This window comes from Pseudorhodoferax sp. (assembly GCF_047601025.1).
Classification (GTDB): Bacteria; Pseudomonadota; Gammaproteobacteria; order Burkholderiales; family Burkholderiaceae_C; genus Pseudorhodoferax.
The window spans coordinates 1102249-1116612 of record NZ_JASGJZ010000001.1 but is presented as its reverse complement, the minus strand read 5'-3'; the positions used below and the strand labels follow the sequence as shown (position 1 = coordinate 1116612).

The window sequence follows — 14364 nt, the reverse complement described above, 5'->3', positions numbered from 1 at the left end:
GTCCGGCCAAAGAAAAAGCCCGGGGCCTTGGCGGCGCCGGGCTGCTTGCACGCCGCGTGCGGGCGGCGTTCAGGGCTTGCTGGCCGTGGGGAACGGCCAGGCCGCCTGCGGGTTCAGCGTGGTCTGCGTCGCGGTGGCTGGGGCGGCGGCAGGCGCGGGGGCAGCTTTCTTGGCGGCGGCTTTCTTGGCCGGGGCTTTCTTCGCGGGCGCGGCGGCGGCCTTCTTCGCGGGGGCTGCCGCCTTCTTGGCCGGAGCGGCCTTCTTCGCGGGGGCTGCTGCCTTCTTGGCGGCCGAGGCGGCCTTCTTCGCCGGCGCCGCTGCCTTCTTGGCCGGAGCGGCCTTTTTCGCGGGCGCTGCCTTCTTGGCGGCCGGAGCGGCCTTCTTCGCCGGCGCCGCCTTCTTGGCCGGAGCGGCCTTCTTCGCGGGCGCTGCCTTCTTGGCCGGAGCGGCCTTCTTCGCCGGCGCCGCCTTCTTGGCCGGGGCGGCCTTCTTCGCGGGCGCGGCCTTCTTGGCCGGAGCGGCCTTCTTCGCAGGTGCCGCCTTCTTGGCCGGGGCGGCCTTCTTCGCGGCCGGTTTCTTCGCAGTTGCCATGGTGTTCTCCGTGATTCGGATTACAAGGAGCACTTGCCGCGCGTCGGGGCGCTGCAAGCGATGCATGGCGTTGGAGCCCGGGGCCCCAGCGCCATGGATTCAGGACACATGCACGCCGGCACTCTGGCGGTGCGGTTCGGGTGGCGTGGTGTGCGGTGGAACATGCCGTGCTGCCGCCTCAGAAGCGGTGAATGGATCGATCGCGCCCACGACGGGGAGTGCCGGACCACAGGCACAGGCTGTTGCCCTGGCTGGAGCCAGGGCAACGACGACCGCATGGGGTCTGGCGTGCCCCGGCCCGGAGGGAGAGGCCACCGGCCCGGAGGGCGAGGCCCCGGGCACGGCGTTGGCGATGCGCGGGGACGCTCATCGGGAGCCTCGTGTGGGCGTGGGGGATGCGTTCACAGCTTCTCAGTCCCAGGACAGCGCGCCGCCGGACTGGTACTCGATGACGCGCGTCTCGAAGAAGTTGCGCTCCTTCTTCAGGTCGATCATCTCGCTCATCCAGGGGAACGGGTTCTCTTCGTTCGGGAACAGCGCCTCCAGGCCGATCTGCGTGGCGCGGCGGTTGGCGATGTAGCGCAGGTAGCCCTTGAACATCGAGGCGTTCATGCCCAGCACGCCGCGCGGCATGGTGTCTTCGGCGTAGCGGTATTCGAGCTCGACCGCATGCTGGAACAGCGCCTTGATCTCGTCCTTGAACGCCGGCGTCCACAGGTGCGGGTTCTCCAGCTTCAGTTGGTTGATCAGGTCGATGCCGAAGTTGCAGTGCATCGACTCGTCGCGCAGGATGTACTGGTACTGCTCGGCCGCGCCGGTCATCTTGTTCTGCCGGCCGAGGGCCAGGATCTGCGTGAAGCCGACGTAGAAGAACAGGCCCTCCATCAGGCAGGCGAACACGATCAGGCTCTTGAGCAGCTTCTGGTCGTTCTCGGGCGTGCCGGTCTTGAAGTCCGGGTCCATGATCGCGTCGATGAACGGGATCAGGAACTCGTCCTTGTCGCGGATCGAGGGCACCTCGTTGTAGGCGTTGAAGATCTCGCCTTCGTCCAGGCCCAGCGACTCGACGATGTACTGGTAGGCGTGCGTGTGGATCGCCTCCTCGAAGGCCTGGCGCAGCAGGAACTGGCGGCACTCGGGCGCCGTGATGTGGCGGTAGGTGCCCAGCACGATGTTGTTGGCGGCCAGCGAGTCGGCGGTGACGAAGAAGCCGAGGTTGCGCTTGACGATGCGGCGCTCGTCCTCGGTCAGGCCGTTCGGGTCTTTCCACAGCGCGATGTCGCGGTTCATGTTCACCTCCTGCGGCATCCAGTGGTTGGCGCAGGTGGCGAGGTACTTCTCCCAGGCCCACTTGTACTTGAACGGCACCAACTGGTTGACGTCGGTCTGGCCGTTGATGATGCGCTTGTCGGCCGCGTTCACGCGGCGCGCGGTGGGCACCGGCGCGCCGCTGGCGCGCGGCACGCTGGCCGGCGCGACCGGCGGCATGGCGACGTCGCCGACGTGCGGTGCGAGGGAGGGTTGCGCGAGAGGAGAGACAGGCACTTCGCGGTGCCCGATGGAACCGCTTCGCGTGTGCGATGGCGAAGAGGGCTTGACTTCGTCGTCCCAGGTCAGCATAGATTTTCCAGTGGCGAGATTATGAAAGCGGCGCCCTGAAAAGCAAAGGCTTCACACGGGGCGCCGCAGAGGTTTTGTTGCTCCGCGGCATCGTGCTGCGAGGGCCTCGCACACGATGCCGCGGAGCGCGTGACGCAGGCCTTATTGGCAGGCCTCGCAGGTGGGGTCGTCGACGCCGCAGAACTTCACGTCGGTGGCTGGCGAGGCGCCCAGCGGCGCATGCATCTGCGCGTCCATCTGTGCGCGCGCCTTCGCGGCCGCGGCGTCGAGCGCGCTCATGCGCGGCACCTCGTCGGCCCCCGAGGACACGGCGTTCAGCCGGCCCGCGGCGACGGTGGATTTCTCCGCATGCGTGGCGCTGCGCGTGCGCAGGTAGTAGGTGGTCTTCAGACCGCGCACCCAGGCGAGCTTGTAGGTGTCGTCCAGCTTCTTGCCCGAGGCACCGGCCATGTAGATGTTCAGCGACTGGGCCTGGTCGATCCACTTCTGGCGGCGCGCGGCGGCTTCGACCAGCCACGCCGGCTCGATCTCGAAGGCCGTGGCGTACAGCGCCTTGACGTCCTGCGGCACGCGGTCGATCGGCTCCAGCGAGCCGTCGAAGTGCTTGAGGTCCATGATCATCACGTCGTCCCACAGGCCCAGGCGCTTGAGGTCGCGCACCAGGTAGTGGTTGATGACGGTGAACTCGCCCGACAGGTTGGACTTGACCGACAGGTTGCCGAAGCACGGCTCGATCGACGCGTCCACGCCGATGATGTTGGAGATGGTCGCGGTCGGCGCGATGGCCACGCAGTTGGAGTTGCGCATGCCGTCGGCCTTGATCTTCGCGCGCAGCGCTTCCCAGTCCAGCGTGCTGGAGCGGTCGACCTCGACGTAGCCGCCGCGCGCCTGTTCCAGCAGGCCCAGGGAGTCCATCGGCAGCACGCCCTTGTCCCACAGCGAGCCCTTGAAGCTGCTGTACCTGCCGCGCTCGGCCGCCAGCTCGGTCGAGGCCCAGTAGGCGTGGTAGCAGACGGCTTCCATCGCCTGGTCGGCGAACTGCACCGCGGCCTCGCTGGCGTAGGGGATGCGCAGCTCGTACAGCGCGTCCTGGAAGCCCATCACTCCCAGGCCCACGGGGCGGTGGCGCAGGTTGGAGTCGCGCGCCTTCTTCACGGCGTAGTAGTTGATGTCGATGACGTTGTCGAGCATGCGCATCGCCGTCGAGATCGTCTTCTTCAGCTTGGCGTGGTCGACCGCGCCGTCCTTCAGGTGCTGCAGCAGGTTGACCGAGCCCAGGTTGCAGACGGCGGTCTCGGTGTCGCTGGTGTTCAGCGTGATCTCGGTGCACAGGTTGGAGCTGTGGACCACGCCCACGTGCTGCTGCGGCGAGCGCACGTTGCAGGCGTCCTTGAAGGTGATCCAGGGATGGCCGGTCTCGAACAGCATCGACAGCATCTTGCGCCACAGGTCCACGGCCGCAATCGTCTTGCTGGGCCGGATCTCGCCGCGCGCGGCCTTTTCCTCGTAGGCCACGTAGGCGCGCTCGAAGTCGGCGCCGAACAGGTCGTGCAGGTCCGGCACGGAGGAGGGCGAGAACAGCGTCCAGCTGCCCTTCTCCATCACGCGGCGCATGAACAGGTCCGGGATCCAGTTGGCCGTGTTCATGTCGTGCGTGCGGCGGCGGTCGTCGCCGGTGTTCTTGCGCAGCTCCAGGAACTCCTCGATGTCCAGGTGCCAGGTCTCGAGATACGTGCAGACCGCGCCCTTGCGCTTGCCGCCCTGGTTCACCGCCACGGCCGTGTCATTGACCACCTTGAGGAAAGGCACGACGCCCTGCGATTCGCCGTTGGTGCCCTTGATGTGGCTGCCCAGGGCGCGCACGCGGGTCCAGTCGTTGCCCAGGCCGCCGGCGAACTTCGAGAGGAGCGCGTTCTCCTTGATCGACTCGTAGATGCCGTCCAGGTCGTCCGGCACCGTGGTCAGGTAGCAGGAGGACAGCTGCGAGCGCAGCGTGCCGCTGTTGAAGAGGGTCGGCGTGCTCGACATGAAGTCGAAGCTCGACAGCACCTCGTAGAACTCGATGGCACGCGCTTCGCGGTCGATCTCGTTCAGCGCCAGGCCCATCGCCACGCGCATGAAGAAGGCCTGCGGCAACTCGATGCGCTGCTTGCGCACGTGCAGGAAGTAGCGGTCGTACAGGGTCTGCAGGCCCAGGTAGTCGAACTTCAGGTCGCGCTCGGCCTTCAGCGCCGCGCCCAGGCGGGCCAGGTCGTACTGCAGCAGCTTGTCGTCCAGCAGTTCGGCCTCCACGCCTTTCTTGACGAACTGCGGGAAGTAGTCGGCATAGCGCGTGGCCATGTCGGCCTGCGGCACCTCCTCGCCCAGCACCTCCTTCAGGATGGTGTGCAGCAGCAGCCGGGCCGTGGCGTAGGTGTAGTCGGGGTCCTTCTCGATCAGCGTGCGCGCGGCCAGGATGGCGGCCTTGTGCACCTCCTCGATCGGCACGCCGTCGTACAGGTTGCGCATGGTCTCGGCGACGATGGGCTCGGGCCGCACGTCGGCCCCGAGGCCGGCGCAGGCGTCGGCGATCAGCTGCTGCAGCAGCGCGACGTCCAGCGCCACGCGCTCGCCGCCGTCCAGCACGTGGAGCAGGGGCGCGGCGGCCGGCTTGTCCTGCTCACCCTGGCGCAGGCGTTCCTGCGCGCGGCGCTCGCGGTACAGCACGTAGGCGCGCGCGACCTCGTGGTGGCCGCCGCGCATCAGGCCCAGCTCGACCTGGTCCTGCACGTCCTCGATGTGGAAGGTGCCGCCGCCCGGGCGCGAGCGCATCAGCGCGCGCACCACGGCCTGCGTCAGCGTGTCCACCATCTCGCGCACGCTGGCCGAGGCCGCGCCCTGTGTGCCGTGCACGGCCAGGAAGGCCTTCATCATGGCCACGGCGATCTTGTTGGGCTCGAACGGCACGACGGCGCCGTTGCGTCGGATGATCTGGTAGTGGGCCAGCAGGTCCTGGGCGGCGTTGTCGGCCGCGCGGCGCGCGGGTGCGCCGGCCGGCGATACGGACGAGGAAGAGGAGACGTGAGCTGCTGTGTGCATGGCTTCCTTGGGCTGGGAACGATGGAGGGGGCGGACCGCCTGGCGGCACCGCGAGGGGCGCGCCGGACCGCCCTGGGTGATCTGGCGGGACCCCATATCTGGGGCTTGGAAGGGATTCTAGCCACTACCGGTAGTGTGCGAGCAAGCTTCCATGCTGCATTGCGGCACACCGCCCGCGAGGCCAGCAGGCATCGGGATCCCGGGGTGGAAAGCCAGCCGGCATGCGGCCTGGCGGCCGGTTTCGCGGCGCAGCCGGCGCCGTTGCTGGGCCGGCGCGGCCGGCGTCTCGTCAGCCGCGGCGTATCCCTGCCGCTGCCGGGGGGAACCAGGCCGGCGGCCAGCCGGTGGCGCGCTGCAGCGCGGCCCAGTCGAAGCCGGGGCCGGGGTCCTGCTTGCGGCCCGGCGCCACGTGCTCGTGGCCGGCCACGTGGGCGATCGCATAGCGCTGCGCCAGCGCCGCGCACAGGCTGGCCAGCGTGTCGTACTGGGCCGGCTCGAACGTGTCTCCCTCCAGGCCTTCGAGCTCGATGCCGATGGAGTCGTCGTTGCACTCGTCGCGCCCGCGCCAGCGCGAGCGGCCGGCGTGCCAGGCGCGCGCGTCGCAGTCCACGAACTGCCACAGCTCGCCGCCGCGGCGGATCAGGAAATGCGCCGACACCTGCAGTCCGCGGATCTGCTGGAAGTAGGGATGCGCCTCCCAGTCCAGCCGGTTGTCGAACAGCGCCAGTACCTCGTCGCCGCCGTATCGGCCGGGCGGCAGGCTGATCGAGTGCAGCACGAGCAGGTCGATCTGCGCACCCGCGGGCCGCGGGCCGCAGTTCGGCGAGGGCTGGCGGCGCGCGAAGCGGTACCAGCCGCCGTCCTGCCACAGGGTCCGCGGCGCCCGCGGGTCAGCCGGCGTCGTCATGCGGGTCCTGGTCCGGCGTGGCGATGTTCAGCCGCGCGATGCGGTAGCGGATCTGGCGCAGCGACAGGCCCAGCCGCGCCGCGGCGGCGGTGCGGTTGAAGCCGGTCTCGTGCAGCACGCGCACGAGGATGGCGCGCTCCTGCCGGTCCAGGTAGGCCTGCAGGTCGCTGGGCGTCTCGTGGTGGTCCGGCGCGCTCGGGGCCGCCGGTTCGATGCCCATGGAGGCGCTGTCGGAGAAGTCGGCGCTGAGCTCCTCGCCCTCGCTCATCGCGACCGCGCGGTGCAGCAGGTTCTCCAGCTCGCGCACGTTGCCGGCCAGCGGGTGCTGCTGCAGCTCGGCCAGCAGCGCGGCCGAGGGTGGCGGCACCGGCGTGCCGGACTCGTGCGCGATGCGGGCCAGCAGCGCCGCGCACAGCGCCGGCAGGTCCTCGCGGCGCTCGCGCAGCGGCGGCACCACGATCTCGATCACGTTGAGCCGGTAGTACAGGTCCTGCCGGAAGCGGCCGGCGCGCACCTCGGCCGCCAGGTCCTTGTGCGTGGCGCTGACGATGCGCACGTCCACCACGTCCTCCTGCGTGGAGCCGAGCGGGCGCACGCTGCGCTCCTGGATCGCGCGCAGCAGCTTGGACTGCATGGCCAGCGGCAGGTCGCCGATCTCGTCCAGGAACAGCGTGCCGCCGCGCGCGGCCTGGAAGTAGCCCAGCCGGTCGTGCAGCGCGCCGGTGTAGGAGCCCCGCTTGGCGCCGAAGAACTCGGCCTCCAGCAGGTTTTCGGGGATGGCGCCGCAGTTCACCGCGACCAGCGGCGCGGCGGCGCGGTGGCTGGCCGCGTGCAGGGCCTGCGCCACCAGTTCCTTGCCGGTGCCCGACTCGCCGCGCACCAGCACCGGCGCCATGCTGCGCGCGACCTTCAGGATGCGCTGCTTGACCTGGCGCATGGGCTCGGAGTCGCCGACCAGCCGCTCCAGCGCCGGCTGCGCGGCGGCGCCTTCGGGCGCGCCGGCGCGCGCGGGCGGGCGCTGGGCCGCCGGCTCGTGCTCCTGCACGGCCGAGGCCACCACGGCGCGCAGCTGCTTCAGGTCCACGGGCTTGGTGAGGTAGTCGAAGGCGCCGGCCTTGAGCGCCTCCACCGCGTTCCCGGCCGAGCCGTAGGCGGTGATGATCACGCAGCGCTCGGGCCGCTGCTGGCCGCGCAGGCGCTGCAGCAGCGACAGGCCCAGCCCGTCGGGCAGGCGCATGTCGGTGATCACGGCGGCGAAGCGCCGGTCCTGCAGCGCGGCCTCGGCCTCGGCCAGCGTGCCGGCGGTCTCGACGCGGTAGCCCTCGCGCAGCAGCGTCAGCTCGTACAGCGTGCGCAGGTCGGGCTCGTCGTCGACCACCAGGATCGCCGCGGGCGAAGCGTTCGGGGGAGGCGGCATGGGTTCAGGGCGCGGATGCAGGTCGGGCGTCGGGGCGGGGTTCGGGCTTGGGCGGCCGGAACAGCACGAAGAACTCGTTGCCGGCCACGGTGGCGCCGTCCAGGCTGCGCGTGGCGCGCTGGTAGCCCAGCGTGGCGCGGTGGCGCTCGCACAGCTCGCGGCAAATGTACAGCCCCAGGCCGCTGGAGCGGCTCTCGGACGAGAAGAACGGCTCGAACAGGTGCCGCTCCACCGACTCGTCCAGCGGCGCGCCGTCGCTCCAGACCTGCAGGCTGGACTGGCGCTCGGGCGACAGCCGCGTGGACACCTGGATCGCCGCCGCGCGGCCGCTGGCGTGGCGCAGCGCGTTGTCCAGCAGGTTGACCAGCACGCGGCGCAGGTGCTCGGTGTCGAAGTCCACCGGCCGGGCGGCGGTGGCCAGGTCCAGTTGCAGGCGGCGCTGCTGCGGCGCCTGGCGCAGCCAGTCCTCGCAGGCCGCCCGCACGGTGGCGTCCAGCACCAGGCTGGCCGGCGCGGTGCGGCCCGGCTCGGGCACGCGCGCCACGTCCAGCACCTCGTCCACGATGCGCGCCAGGCGCTGCGCGTTCTGGCGGATCATCCGCGTGAGCTGGCGCGGGCCGTCCTCGGCCAGGTCTTCGTCGAGCAGGTCGTTGGCCTGGGCGATGGCCGACAGCGGGTTGCGGATCTCGTGCGCGACCGCGGCCGACATGCGGCCCATGGCCGCCATCTTCTCGATGCGCAGCCGCGCCTCGACCTCGCGCAGGTCGTGCAGGAACATCACGCACAGCCGCTCCTGGGCCTCGCCGGGCGCCTCGGTCAGCCGCGTGCGCACGCGCAGGTGCCGCGCGCCGCGGGTCGCGCTGCGCAGCATCACGTCGGCCTTCTGCGGCGCGTGCTGGGCGAAGGTCTTGCGGGCCAGCGCCAGCAGCGGCGCCCAGCCGGCCTGGGGCGCCAGCGCCGGCAGCGCGTCGCCGCCGGACAGGCCCAGCAGCTGGCGCGCCGCCGGGTTGGCGGTGCGCATGCCGCTGTCGGTGCCGACCACCAGCACGCCGTCCGCCAGCGTCTCCATGACGAGCTGGTTGACCTGCGTCTGCAGCTGCGCGGCCCGCTGGCCGGCCAGGGCCAGCCGCTCCTCGCGCACCAGCCGCGCCGCCAGCTGGTTGGCCAGGAAGGCGACCAGCAGGTAGCCCAGGCCGGCCAGGCCGGTCTGCAGGTAGCGGCCGGTGGCGTCGCCGCCGCCGCGCGCCGCGTTCCACCCGGTCTCGGCCAGCAGCAGCACCGTGATCGCCAGCGCCATGCCGACGGCCATGCCGCGGGTGCCGAGCACGGCCGTCAGCAGCAGCGGCACGCCCAGCAGCGGCGCGTAGCTCAGCGTGCCGGACTGGAACACCTGCAGCAGCGCGATGACCAGCACGTCCAGGCCGGCCGTGGCCAGCCAGGTCGGGTCCAGCGCATGGCGCGGCAGCTGCGGCCGGGCCATCAGCCGCACCGACAGCGTGCTGGCGAAGTACAGCGCGGCCAGCACCAGCAGCCAGGCCGGCACCGCGTCGGTCAGCACGTACAGCACGCTTTGCAGCAGCAGCAGCGACAGCGCGATCGTCGCGCGCGCCGTCATGAAGCCGTACCAGGCGCGCGTCAGCGCCGCCGGGTCGCCGGCCGCGACCGGCCCGGGCGGGGGGGGCGCGTCGGCGCGGGCCGGCCGGGCGGGATGCGCGCTCACGCCTTCTCAGAAGCCGTGGATGGATCGACCGCGCCCACGACGGGGTGCGCCGGGCCACAAGCGCAGGCGCAGGCCGCCGCCCTGGCCGGTGCCAGGGCGAGGACTGCAACGCCCGCATGGGAGGCGTGCCCCGGCCCGAAGGGCGAGGCCCCGGGCACGGCGATGGCGATGCGGGGGGACGCGCATCGGGCGGACGCCCGTGGGCGCGAGGGATGCGTGCACAGCGCCTCAGCCCTCGATCTGGCGCCGGTGTTCCTTGCTGCAGTACACGCCGCGGGCGCTGCGCTCGGCGTCGGCCAGCGGCAGGTGCAGGCCGCAGGCCGCGCAGCGCACCATCTCGGCCGGCTGTCCGGCGCGCGGCTGGCCGGGCGGCGCGGCCGGCGGCGGTGGCGGATGCCGCGAGCGCCACAGCCAGATGCCGAAGGCGATGACGGCGAGGACGATCAGCAGCTTCATGCCGTGCCCCGCCCCAGCAGCACCTCGACCACGAAGCGCGAGCCCGCATAGGCCAGCAGCAGCAGCACCGCGCCGGCGTACAGCACGCGCACGGCCGTGCGGCCGCGCCAGCCGAAGCGCGCGCGGCCCAGCAGCAGCACCGCGAAGGTCGCCCAGGACAGCACCGAGAACACCGTCTTGTGGTCCCAGCGCCAGCCGGCCGCGGCGCTGCCGTACAGCGACTCGCCGAACAGGAAGCCGGCCGCCAGCGTGGCCGTCAGCAGCACGAAGCCGGCCTGCACGAAGCGGAAGGTCAGCCGCTCCAGCGTCAGCAGCGGCACGCCGGGGAAGGCGGTGCCGGCGCCGCGCATCGCGCGCTCGCTGCGCCGCATCAGCCAGGCGTGCAGCACGGCCGCGGCGAACAGGCCGTAGGAGGCGATGCCCAGCGCCCAGTGCAGCGGCAGCCAGGGCGAGGCGTTCTCGTGCAGCGGCGTGCCGGGGAACAGCAGCGCCAGCAGCACGGCCAGCGCGCCGAAGCCGGCCAGCGTCCAGCGCGCGCGCAGCTGCGGGAACACGTGGCTCTCGACGGCATACACGGTCAGCACCAGCCAGGCCGTGACCGACAGCGCCGGCGCGAAGCCGAAGCGCGGCGTGGCCGTGATCCACAGCCCCCAGCAGAGCACCAGCGCATGCAGTACCCAGGCCGGCAGCAGCGCGTGGCGGTTGCCCCGGGCATTGAGGCGCGAGGCCAGCGCCGCGGGCACCGCGTAGGCCAGCACGGCGGCGGCCGACAGCAGCACGATGGCCGGGGACGCGCTCGCTAGAATCATCCCGGCAGTTTAGCGGCTCGCCCCTGCGGCCCGGCCGCTGTTTCCCGTCTCCCGCAACAGGCTCCCGCCGCGGAGCGAAGGACCACCATGGCGTCCGCCCTCACCGAAAAACTCTCGCGCCTGGTCAAGCAGATCCGCGGCCAGGCCCGCATCACCGAAGACAACGTCACCGCCATGCTGCGCGAGGTGCGCATGGCGCTGCTGGAGGCCGACGTGGCCCTGCCCGTGGTGCGCGACTTCATCGCCCGCGTGAAGGACAAGGCGCTGGGCCAGGAGGTGCTGGGCTCGCTGTCGCCCGGGCAGGCGCTGGTCGGCATCGTCAACCGCGAGCTGGCCGCCACCATGGGCCAGGGCCAGACCGAGCTGAACCTGGCCGCGCAGCCGCCGGCCGTGATCCTGATGGCCGGCCTGCAGGGCACCGGCAAGACCACGACCACGGCCAAGCTGGCCAAGCTGCTGACCGACAAGCGCAAGAAGAAGGTGCTGACGGTCTCGGCCGACGTCTACCGCCCGGCCGCCATCGAGCAGCTCAAGACCGTCACCCGGCAGGCCGGCGCGGAATGGTTCCCCAGCGCCGGCGACCAGCGGCCGGTGGACATCGCGCGCGCCGCGCTGGACCACGCCCGGCGCCACTACTTCGACGTGCTGATCGTCGACACCGCCGGCCGCTTGGCGGTGGACGAGGCGCTGATGCGCGAGATCCGCGAGCTGCACCAGGTCCTGAACCCGGTGGAGACGCTGTTCGTCGTCGACGCCATGCAGGGCCAGGACGCGATGAACGTGGCCAAGGCCTTCGGCGCGGCGCTGCCGCTCACCGGCATCGTGCTGACCAAGACCGACGGCGACTCGCGCGGCGGCGCCGCGCTGTCGGCGCGCCACGTCACCGGCGCGCCGATCAAGTTCGCCGGCACCAGCGAGAAGATCGACGGCCTGGAGGCCTTCGACGCCGAGCGCCACGCCGGCCGCGTGCTGGGCATGGGCGACATCGTGGCGCTGGTCGAGCAGGTCACGGCCAACGTGGACGTGGCCGCGGCGCAGAAGCTGGCGGCCAAGGTCAAGAGCGGCGAGGGCTTCGACCTGAACGACTTCCTGGCGCAGATCCAGCAGATGAACCAGATGGGCGGCCTGTCCACGCTGATGGACAAGCTGCCCACGCAGCTGTCGGCCAAGGCCGGCCAGATGGACATGGACCGCGCCGAGCGCGAGATCCGCCGCAAGCAGGGCATCATCCACAGCATGACGGCGCTGGAGCGCCGCAAGCCCGAGCTGATCAAGGCCACGCGCAAGCGCCGTATCGCCGCCGGCGCCGGCGTGCAGGTGCAGGAGGTCAACCGCCTGCTCAACGAGTTCGGCCAGATGCAGGAGATGATGAAGAAGATGAAGGGCGGCGGCCTCATGAAGATGATGAAGCGCATGGGTGGCATGAAGGGGCTGATGGGCGGCGGGGGCGGCATGCCCAAGCTGCCGTTCTAGCCTTGCCCGCAGCTCAAACGCGGAACGCGATCCAGCCGGTCCAGAACAGGCTCGCGAAGAAGCGTTCGGCGCGCACGAAGCCGGTCTCCGCCATCAGTCGCAGCAGGGCCTGCTCCGAGGCCGGTGGATCGGCAGCGTGCAGGATCTTTGCGAACTTGGCCTGCGCTTCCTCGGGCCCGGCGCCCGCCATGCGCCAGCGCTCGGCCCAGGCCTTGAGCCGCAGCGGGCGGCTCGCATAGGCTTGGCTGTTGCCGGCCAGCACCAGCGGCGCGCCGGACGGCAGCCGCTCCGCGATCGAGCGCAGCACGGCCTGCTTGGCATCGTCGCCGTTCTGGTGGTGCAGCACGCCGATCAGCGTGGCGGCATCGAAGCGCCGGGCGGCCGGCAGCTCCTGCACGGTGCCGAGCACGGCTTCGGTCTGCCGCGCCAGGCCCAGCGCCCGCAGCCGGGCCATGGCCTGGCCCAGCATCTGCGGCGAGGGGTCGACGGCCGTGAAGCGCCATTGGGGCTGCAGGCGCGCCATGCACTGGATCTCCTGCGCCGTGCCGCCGGCGCCGACCACCAGCATCGTGCGCGGGGCGGCTTCGTGCGGGGCCGGTCCCTGCGCCGCCTGCCAGCAGGCAGGCCGCCAGCTCGTGGCAGGCCTCGTAGCCGGCCAGCGCGATGCGGCTCTGTCGTGCGTATTCGGCGGCGCGTTCGGCGTCGAACTTGGCGGCGGGATCGTGCATGGCTTCGCCTTCGGGCCGCCAGCATAGGCGCGCGCGCCGCGCCGCGGCATCTCGGATGCAGAGTCCCGGGGCCGCGCTGCGCGCAGATGGTCCTGCTGCGCGGCGGCTTCCTGCTCCCGCTGCGCCAGCCGGCGCGCCCCGGCGGCCCGCGAAGTTCTGCGTGCACTGCGGCAGGGCGCGCTGCGCGGGCACCACGATGCCGCCTTGCAGCCGGTTCAGCACCGGCAGCGCGAACAACGGCTTCCAGACCAGCTCGCTTCAGGATCTGGCGACGCTGGCGGCCACGTGCAGCCGCTCCGGTGCCTTGTGCACCGGGCGCGCTGCGCGCCACCTCGATGCGGTACCTGTGAGGGCGCAGGCAGGATCAGCGCGGCGGCACGCCGGCCGACCATTCCGGCCACTGGCTCACGATGTGGTCGACCACGCGCTCGCCGACGCGCGCGATGTTGTCCACCGTCTCGGCGAAGCCGCCGGCGGTCTCGCCGGGCGCCGGGTCCAGGTGCTGCAGCGTGGTCTCGCGCGGGTTGCCCTGGTCGAAGTTGACGGCGCCGCGCAGGCTCATCACGCGCTCGGTGCCATGCGTGCGCTGGATCACCAGCGTGATCGCGGCGGCTTCCATCTCGGTGATGACGTAGTCGTCCGCGCCGTAGAGCTTGGCGATGTACTGCGCCTCCTTGGACAGGCCGGGGCCGTGGAAGAAGGTGTCGCCCGTCACGTGCGTGCCCTCGCCCACGGACGGCGCGCGGCGCGCCCGCGGATCGGGGTAGCGCAGCCGGTAGGCCCGGGCGCTGTCCGAGTCCTTCAGCGGCGTGCCGGCCGACAGCTGCATGGCCCAGCCGAGCAGCGCGGGGTTGAGCCGGAAGCGCCGGTATTCCTCGTAGCCCTTGCGCGGCATGAAGGTCGGCGCGCCCGGCGTGTTTTCCTCCGGCGCCCAGCGGTGGCCCAGGTCGTAGTCGACCAGCCAGCTGCCCCAGAACACGTCGCCGATGGTGCCGCGGGACGGCGGCGTGCCGGCCACGCCGGTGATCAGGTAGTAGGCCTGGGAGAAGTCGAAGGCCGGGTTCAGCAGGATGGCCTGCATCGACGCCGAGGAATTGACCTTGCCCATGCCCAGCACCGCGCCGCACACGCCGTCGCTGTTGCAGTACACGGGCGCGATGGCGCCGGCCACGCGGATGGGCGTGGCGTTCTGCCAGTAGCGCTCGTACCAGTGCTGGAACTCGCCGGCGCGGTCGCCCGTGTTCCGGCCGATCTCGAACATGGCGGCGACGAAGACCTTGACGCGGATCGGCGCGGCCGCTGCCGCGGGCGCCGGCGCGGCGGCGACGGAGGCCGCTGGCCCCGGCCCCGTGGCGCAGCCGGCCAGCAGGGCCGCGGCGGCCAGCCAGGCCGCGGGTTGGAGGAACGGGCGGAAAGATGTCATGGGAAAGTGCCTTGCTTGGAGAGTGGAGCCGGGCCGCGCGGCCGCGCCATTGGACCGCCGCCCGGCCCTGCATCCTAGGCAGGCCGGGCGCGGCTTCCAAGCATCGATTTTCGTGCGGGGTGTGCGCGCAATGCGTATGGGG

10 protein-coding genes and 1 pseudogene are annotated in these 14364 nt (G+C 71.7%); 1 reads left to right on the top strand and 10 read right to left on the bottom strand.

Going from position 1 to position 14364, the window contains the following annotated elements:
- Positions 1-69: 69 nt before the first annotated feature.
- From QM782_RS05295 to QM782_RS05260, 8 genes are all read right to left on the bottom strand, one after another.
- A complete protein-coding gene (locus QM782_RS05295; RefSeq protein ID WP_415205593.1) occupies positions 70-591 on the bottom strand; it encodes a histone in 522 nt (173 codons plus the stop codon).
- A gap of 411 nt (positions 592-1002) precedes the next feature.
- Entirely contained in the window at positions 1003-2211 is a 1209-nt protein-coding gene (locus tag QM782_RS05290) for a ribonucleotide-diphosphate reductase subunit beta (RefSeq protein ID WP_415201874.1), read from the bottom strand.
- A gap of 141 nt (positions 2212-2352) precedes the next feature.
- Positions 2353-5289: a ribonucleoside-diphosphate reductase subunit alpha gene (locus tag QM782_RS05285; protein WP_415201873.1), complete on the bottom strand. Its 2937-nt coding sequence runs from the start codon at positions 5287-5289 to the stop codon at positions 2353-2355.
- Positions 5290-5578: 289 nt separating this feature from the next.
- Complete coding sequence (gene ampD, locus QM782_RS05280) at positions 5579-6196, bottom strand: 1,6-anhydro-N-acetylmuramyl-L-alanine amidase AmpD (RefSeq protein ID WP_415201872.1); 618 nt, start codon at positions 6194-6196, stop codon at positions 5579-5581.
- Positions 6180-7613, bottom strand: a complete 1434-nt coding sequence (locus QM782_RS05275) for a sigma-54-dependent transcriptional regulator (protein ID WP_415201871.1) — start codon at positions 7611-7613, stop codon at positions 6180-6182. Before QM782_RS05275 ends, ampD begins: the two co-directional genes overlap by 17 nt.
- A 4-nt stretch (positions 7614-7617) precedes the next feature.
- The gene (locus tag QM782_RS05270) at positions 7618-9333 is read right to left on the bottom strand and encodes a sensor histidine kinase (protein WP_415201870.1); all 1716 of its coding nucleotides are present in this window, start codon (positions 9331-9333) and stop codon (positions 7618-7620) included.
- A gap of 228 nt (positions 9334-9561) precedes the next feature.
- Positions 9562-9789 carry a PP0621 family protein gene (locus QM782_RS05265; RefSeq protein WP_415201869.1) on the bottom strand — a complete coding sequence of 76 codons (228 nt, stop codon included), beginning with the start codon at positions 9787-9789 and terminating at the stop codon, positions 9562-9564.
- Positions 9786-10598, bottom strand: a complete 813-nt coding sequence (locus QM782_RS05260) for an inner membrane protein YpjD (protein ID WP_415201868.1) — start codon at positions 10596-10598, stop codon at positions 9786-9788. The genes QM782_RS05265 and QM782_RS05260 overlap by 4 nt, the downstream gene beginning before the upstream one ends.
- Before the next feature lie 87 nt (positions 10599-10685).
- On the opposite strand from QM782_RS05260, the gene ffh reads away from it, so the two are divergent.
- Complete coding sequence (gene ffh / locus QM782_RS05255) at positions 10686-12071, top strand: signal recognition particle protein (protein ID WP_415201867.1); 1386 nt, start codon at positions 10686-10688, stop codon at positions 12069-12071.
- A gap of 13 nt (positions 12072-12084) precedes the next feature.
- Here ffh and QM782_RS05250 read toward each other — a convergent pair.
- Together QM782_RS05250 and QM782_RS05245 are read right to left on the bottom strand one after the other, a co-directional pair.
- Positions 12085-12799, bottom strand: a pseudogene (locus QM782_RS05250) (class I SAM-dependent methyltransferase).
- A gap of 364 nt (positions 12800-13163) precedes the next feature.
- The gene (locus QM782_RS05245) at positions 13164-14222 is read right to left on the bottom strand and encodes a purine-nucleoside phosphorylase (protein ID WP_415201866.1); all 1059 of its coding nucleotides are present in this window, start codon (positions 14220-14222) and stop codon (positions 13164-13166) included.
- Positions 14223-14364 lie beyond the last annotated feature (142 nt).

Excerpts from the sequence above, each read along its gene's own strand:
- QM782_RS05275 (WP_415201871.1), bottom strand. The coding sequence starts at position 7,613 with ATGCCGCCTCCCCCGAACGCTTCGCCCGCGGCGATCCTGGTGGTCGAC.
- QM782_RS05265 (WP_415201869.1), bottom strand. The coding sequence starts at position 9,789 with ATGAAGCTGCTGATCGTCCTCGCCGTCATCGCCTTCGGCATCTGGCTG.
- QM782_RS05295 (WP_415205593.1), bottom strand. The coding sequence starts at position 591 with ATGGCAACTGCGAAGAAACCGGCCGCGAAGAAGGCCGCCCCGGCCAAG.
- QM782_RS05245 (WP_415201866.1), bottom strand. The coding sequence starts at position 14,222 with ATGACATCTTTCCGCCCGTTCCTCCAACCCGCGGCCTGGCTGGCCGCC.
- QM782_RS05290 (WP_415201874.1), bottom strand. The coding sequence starts at position 2,211 with ATGCTGACCTGGGACGACGAAGTCAAGCCCTCTTCGCCATCGCACACG.
- ffh (WP_415201867.1), top strand. The coding sequence starts at position 10,686 with ATGGCGTCCGCCCTCACCGAAAAACTCTCGCGCCTGGTCAAGCAGATC.
- ampD (WP_415201872.1), bottom strand. The coding sequence starts at position 6,196 with ATGACGACGCCGGCTGACCCGCGGGCGCCGCGGACCCTGTGGCAGGAC.
- QM782_RS05260 (WP_415201868.1), bottom strand. The coding sequence starts at position 10,598 with ATGATTCTAGCGAGCGCGTCCCCGGCCATCGTGCTGCTGTCGGCCGCC.
- QM782_RS05285 (WP_415201873.1), bottom strand. The coding sequence starts at position 5,289 with ATGCACACAGCAGCTCACGTCTCCTCTTCCTCGTCCGTATCGCCGGCC.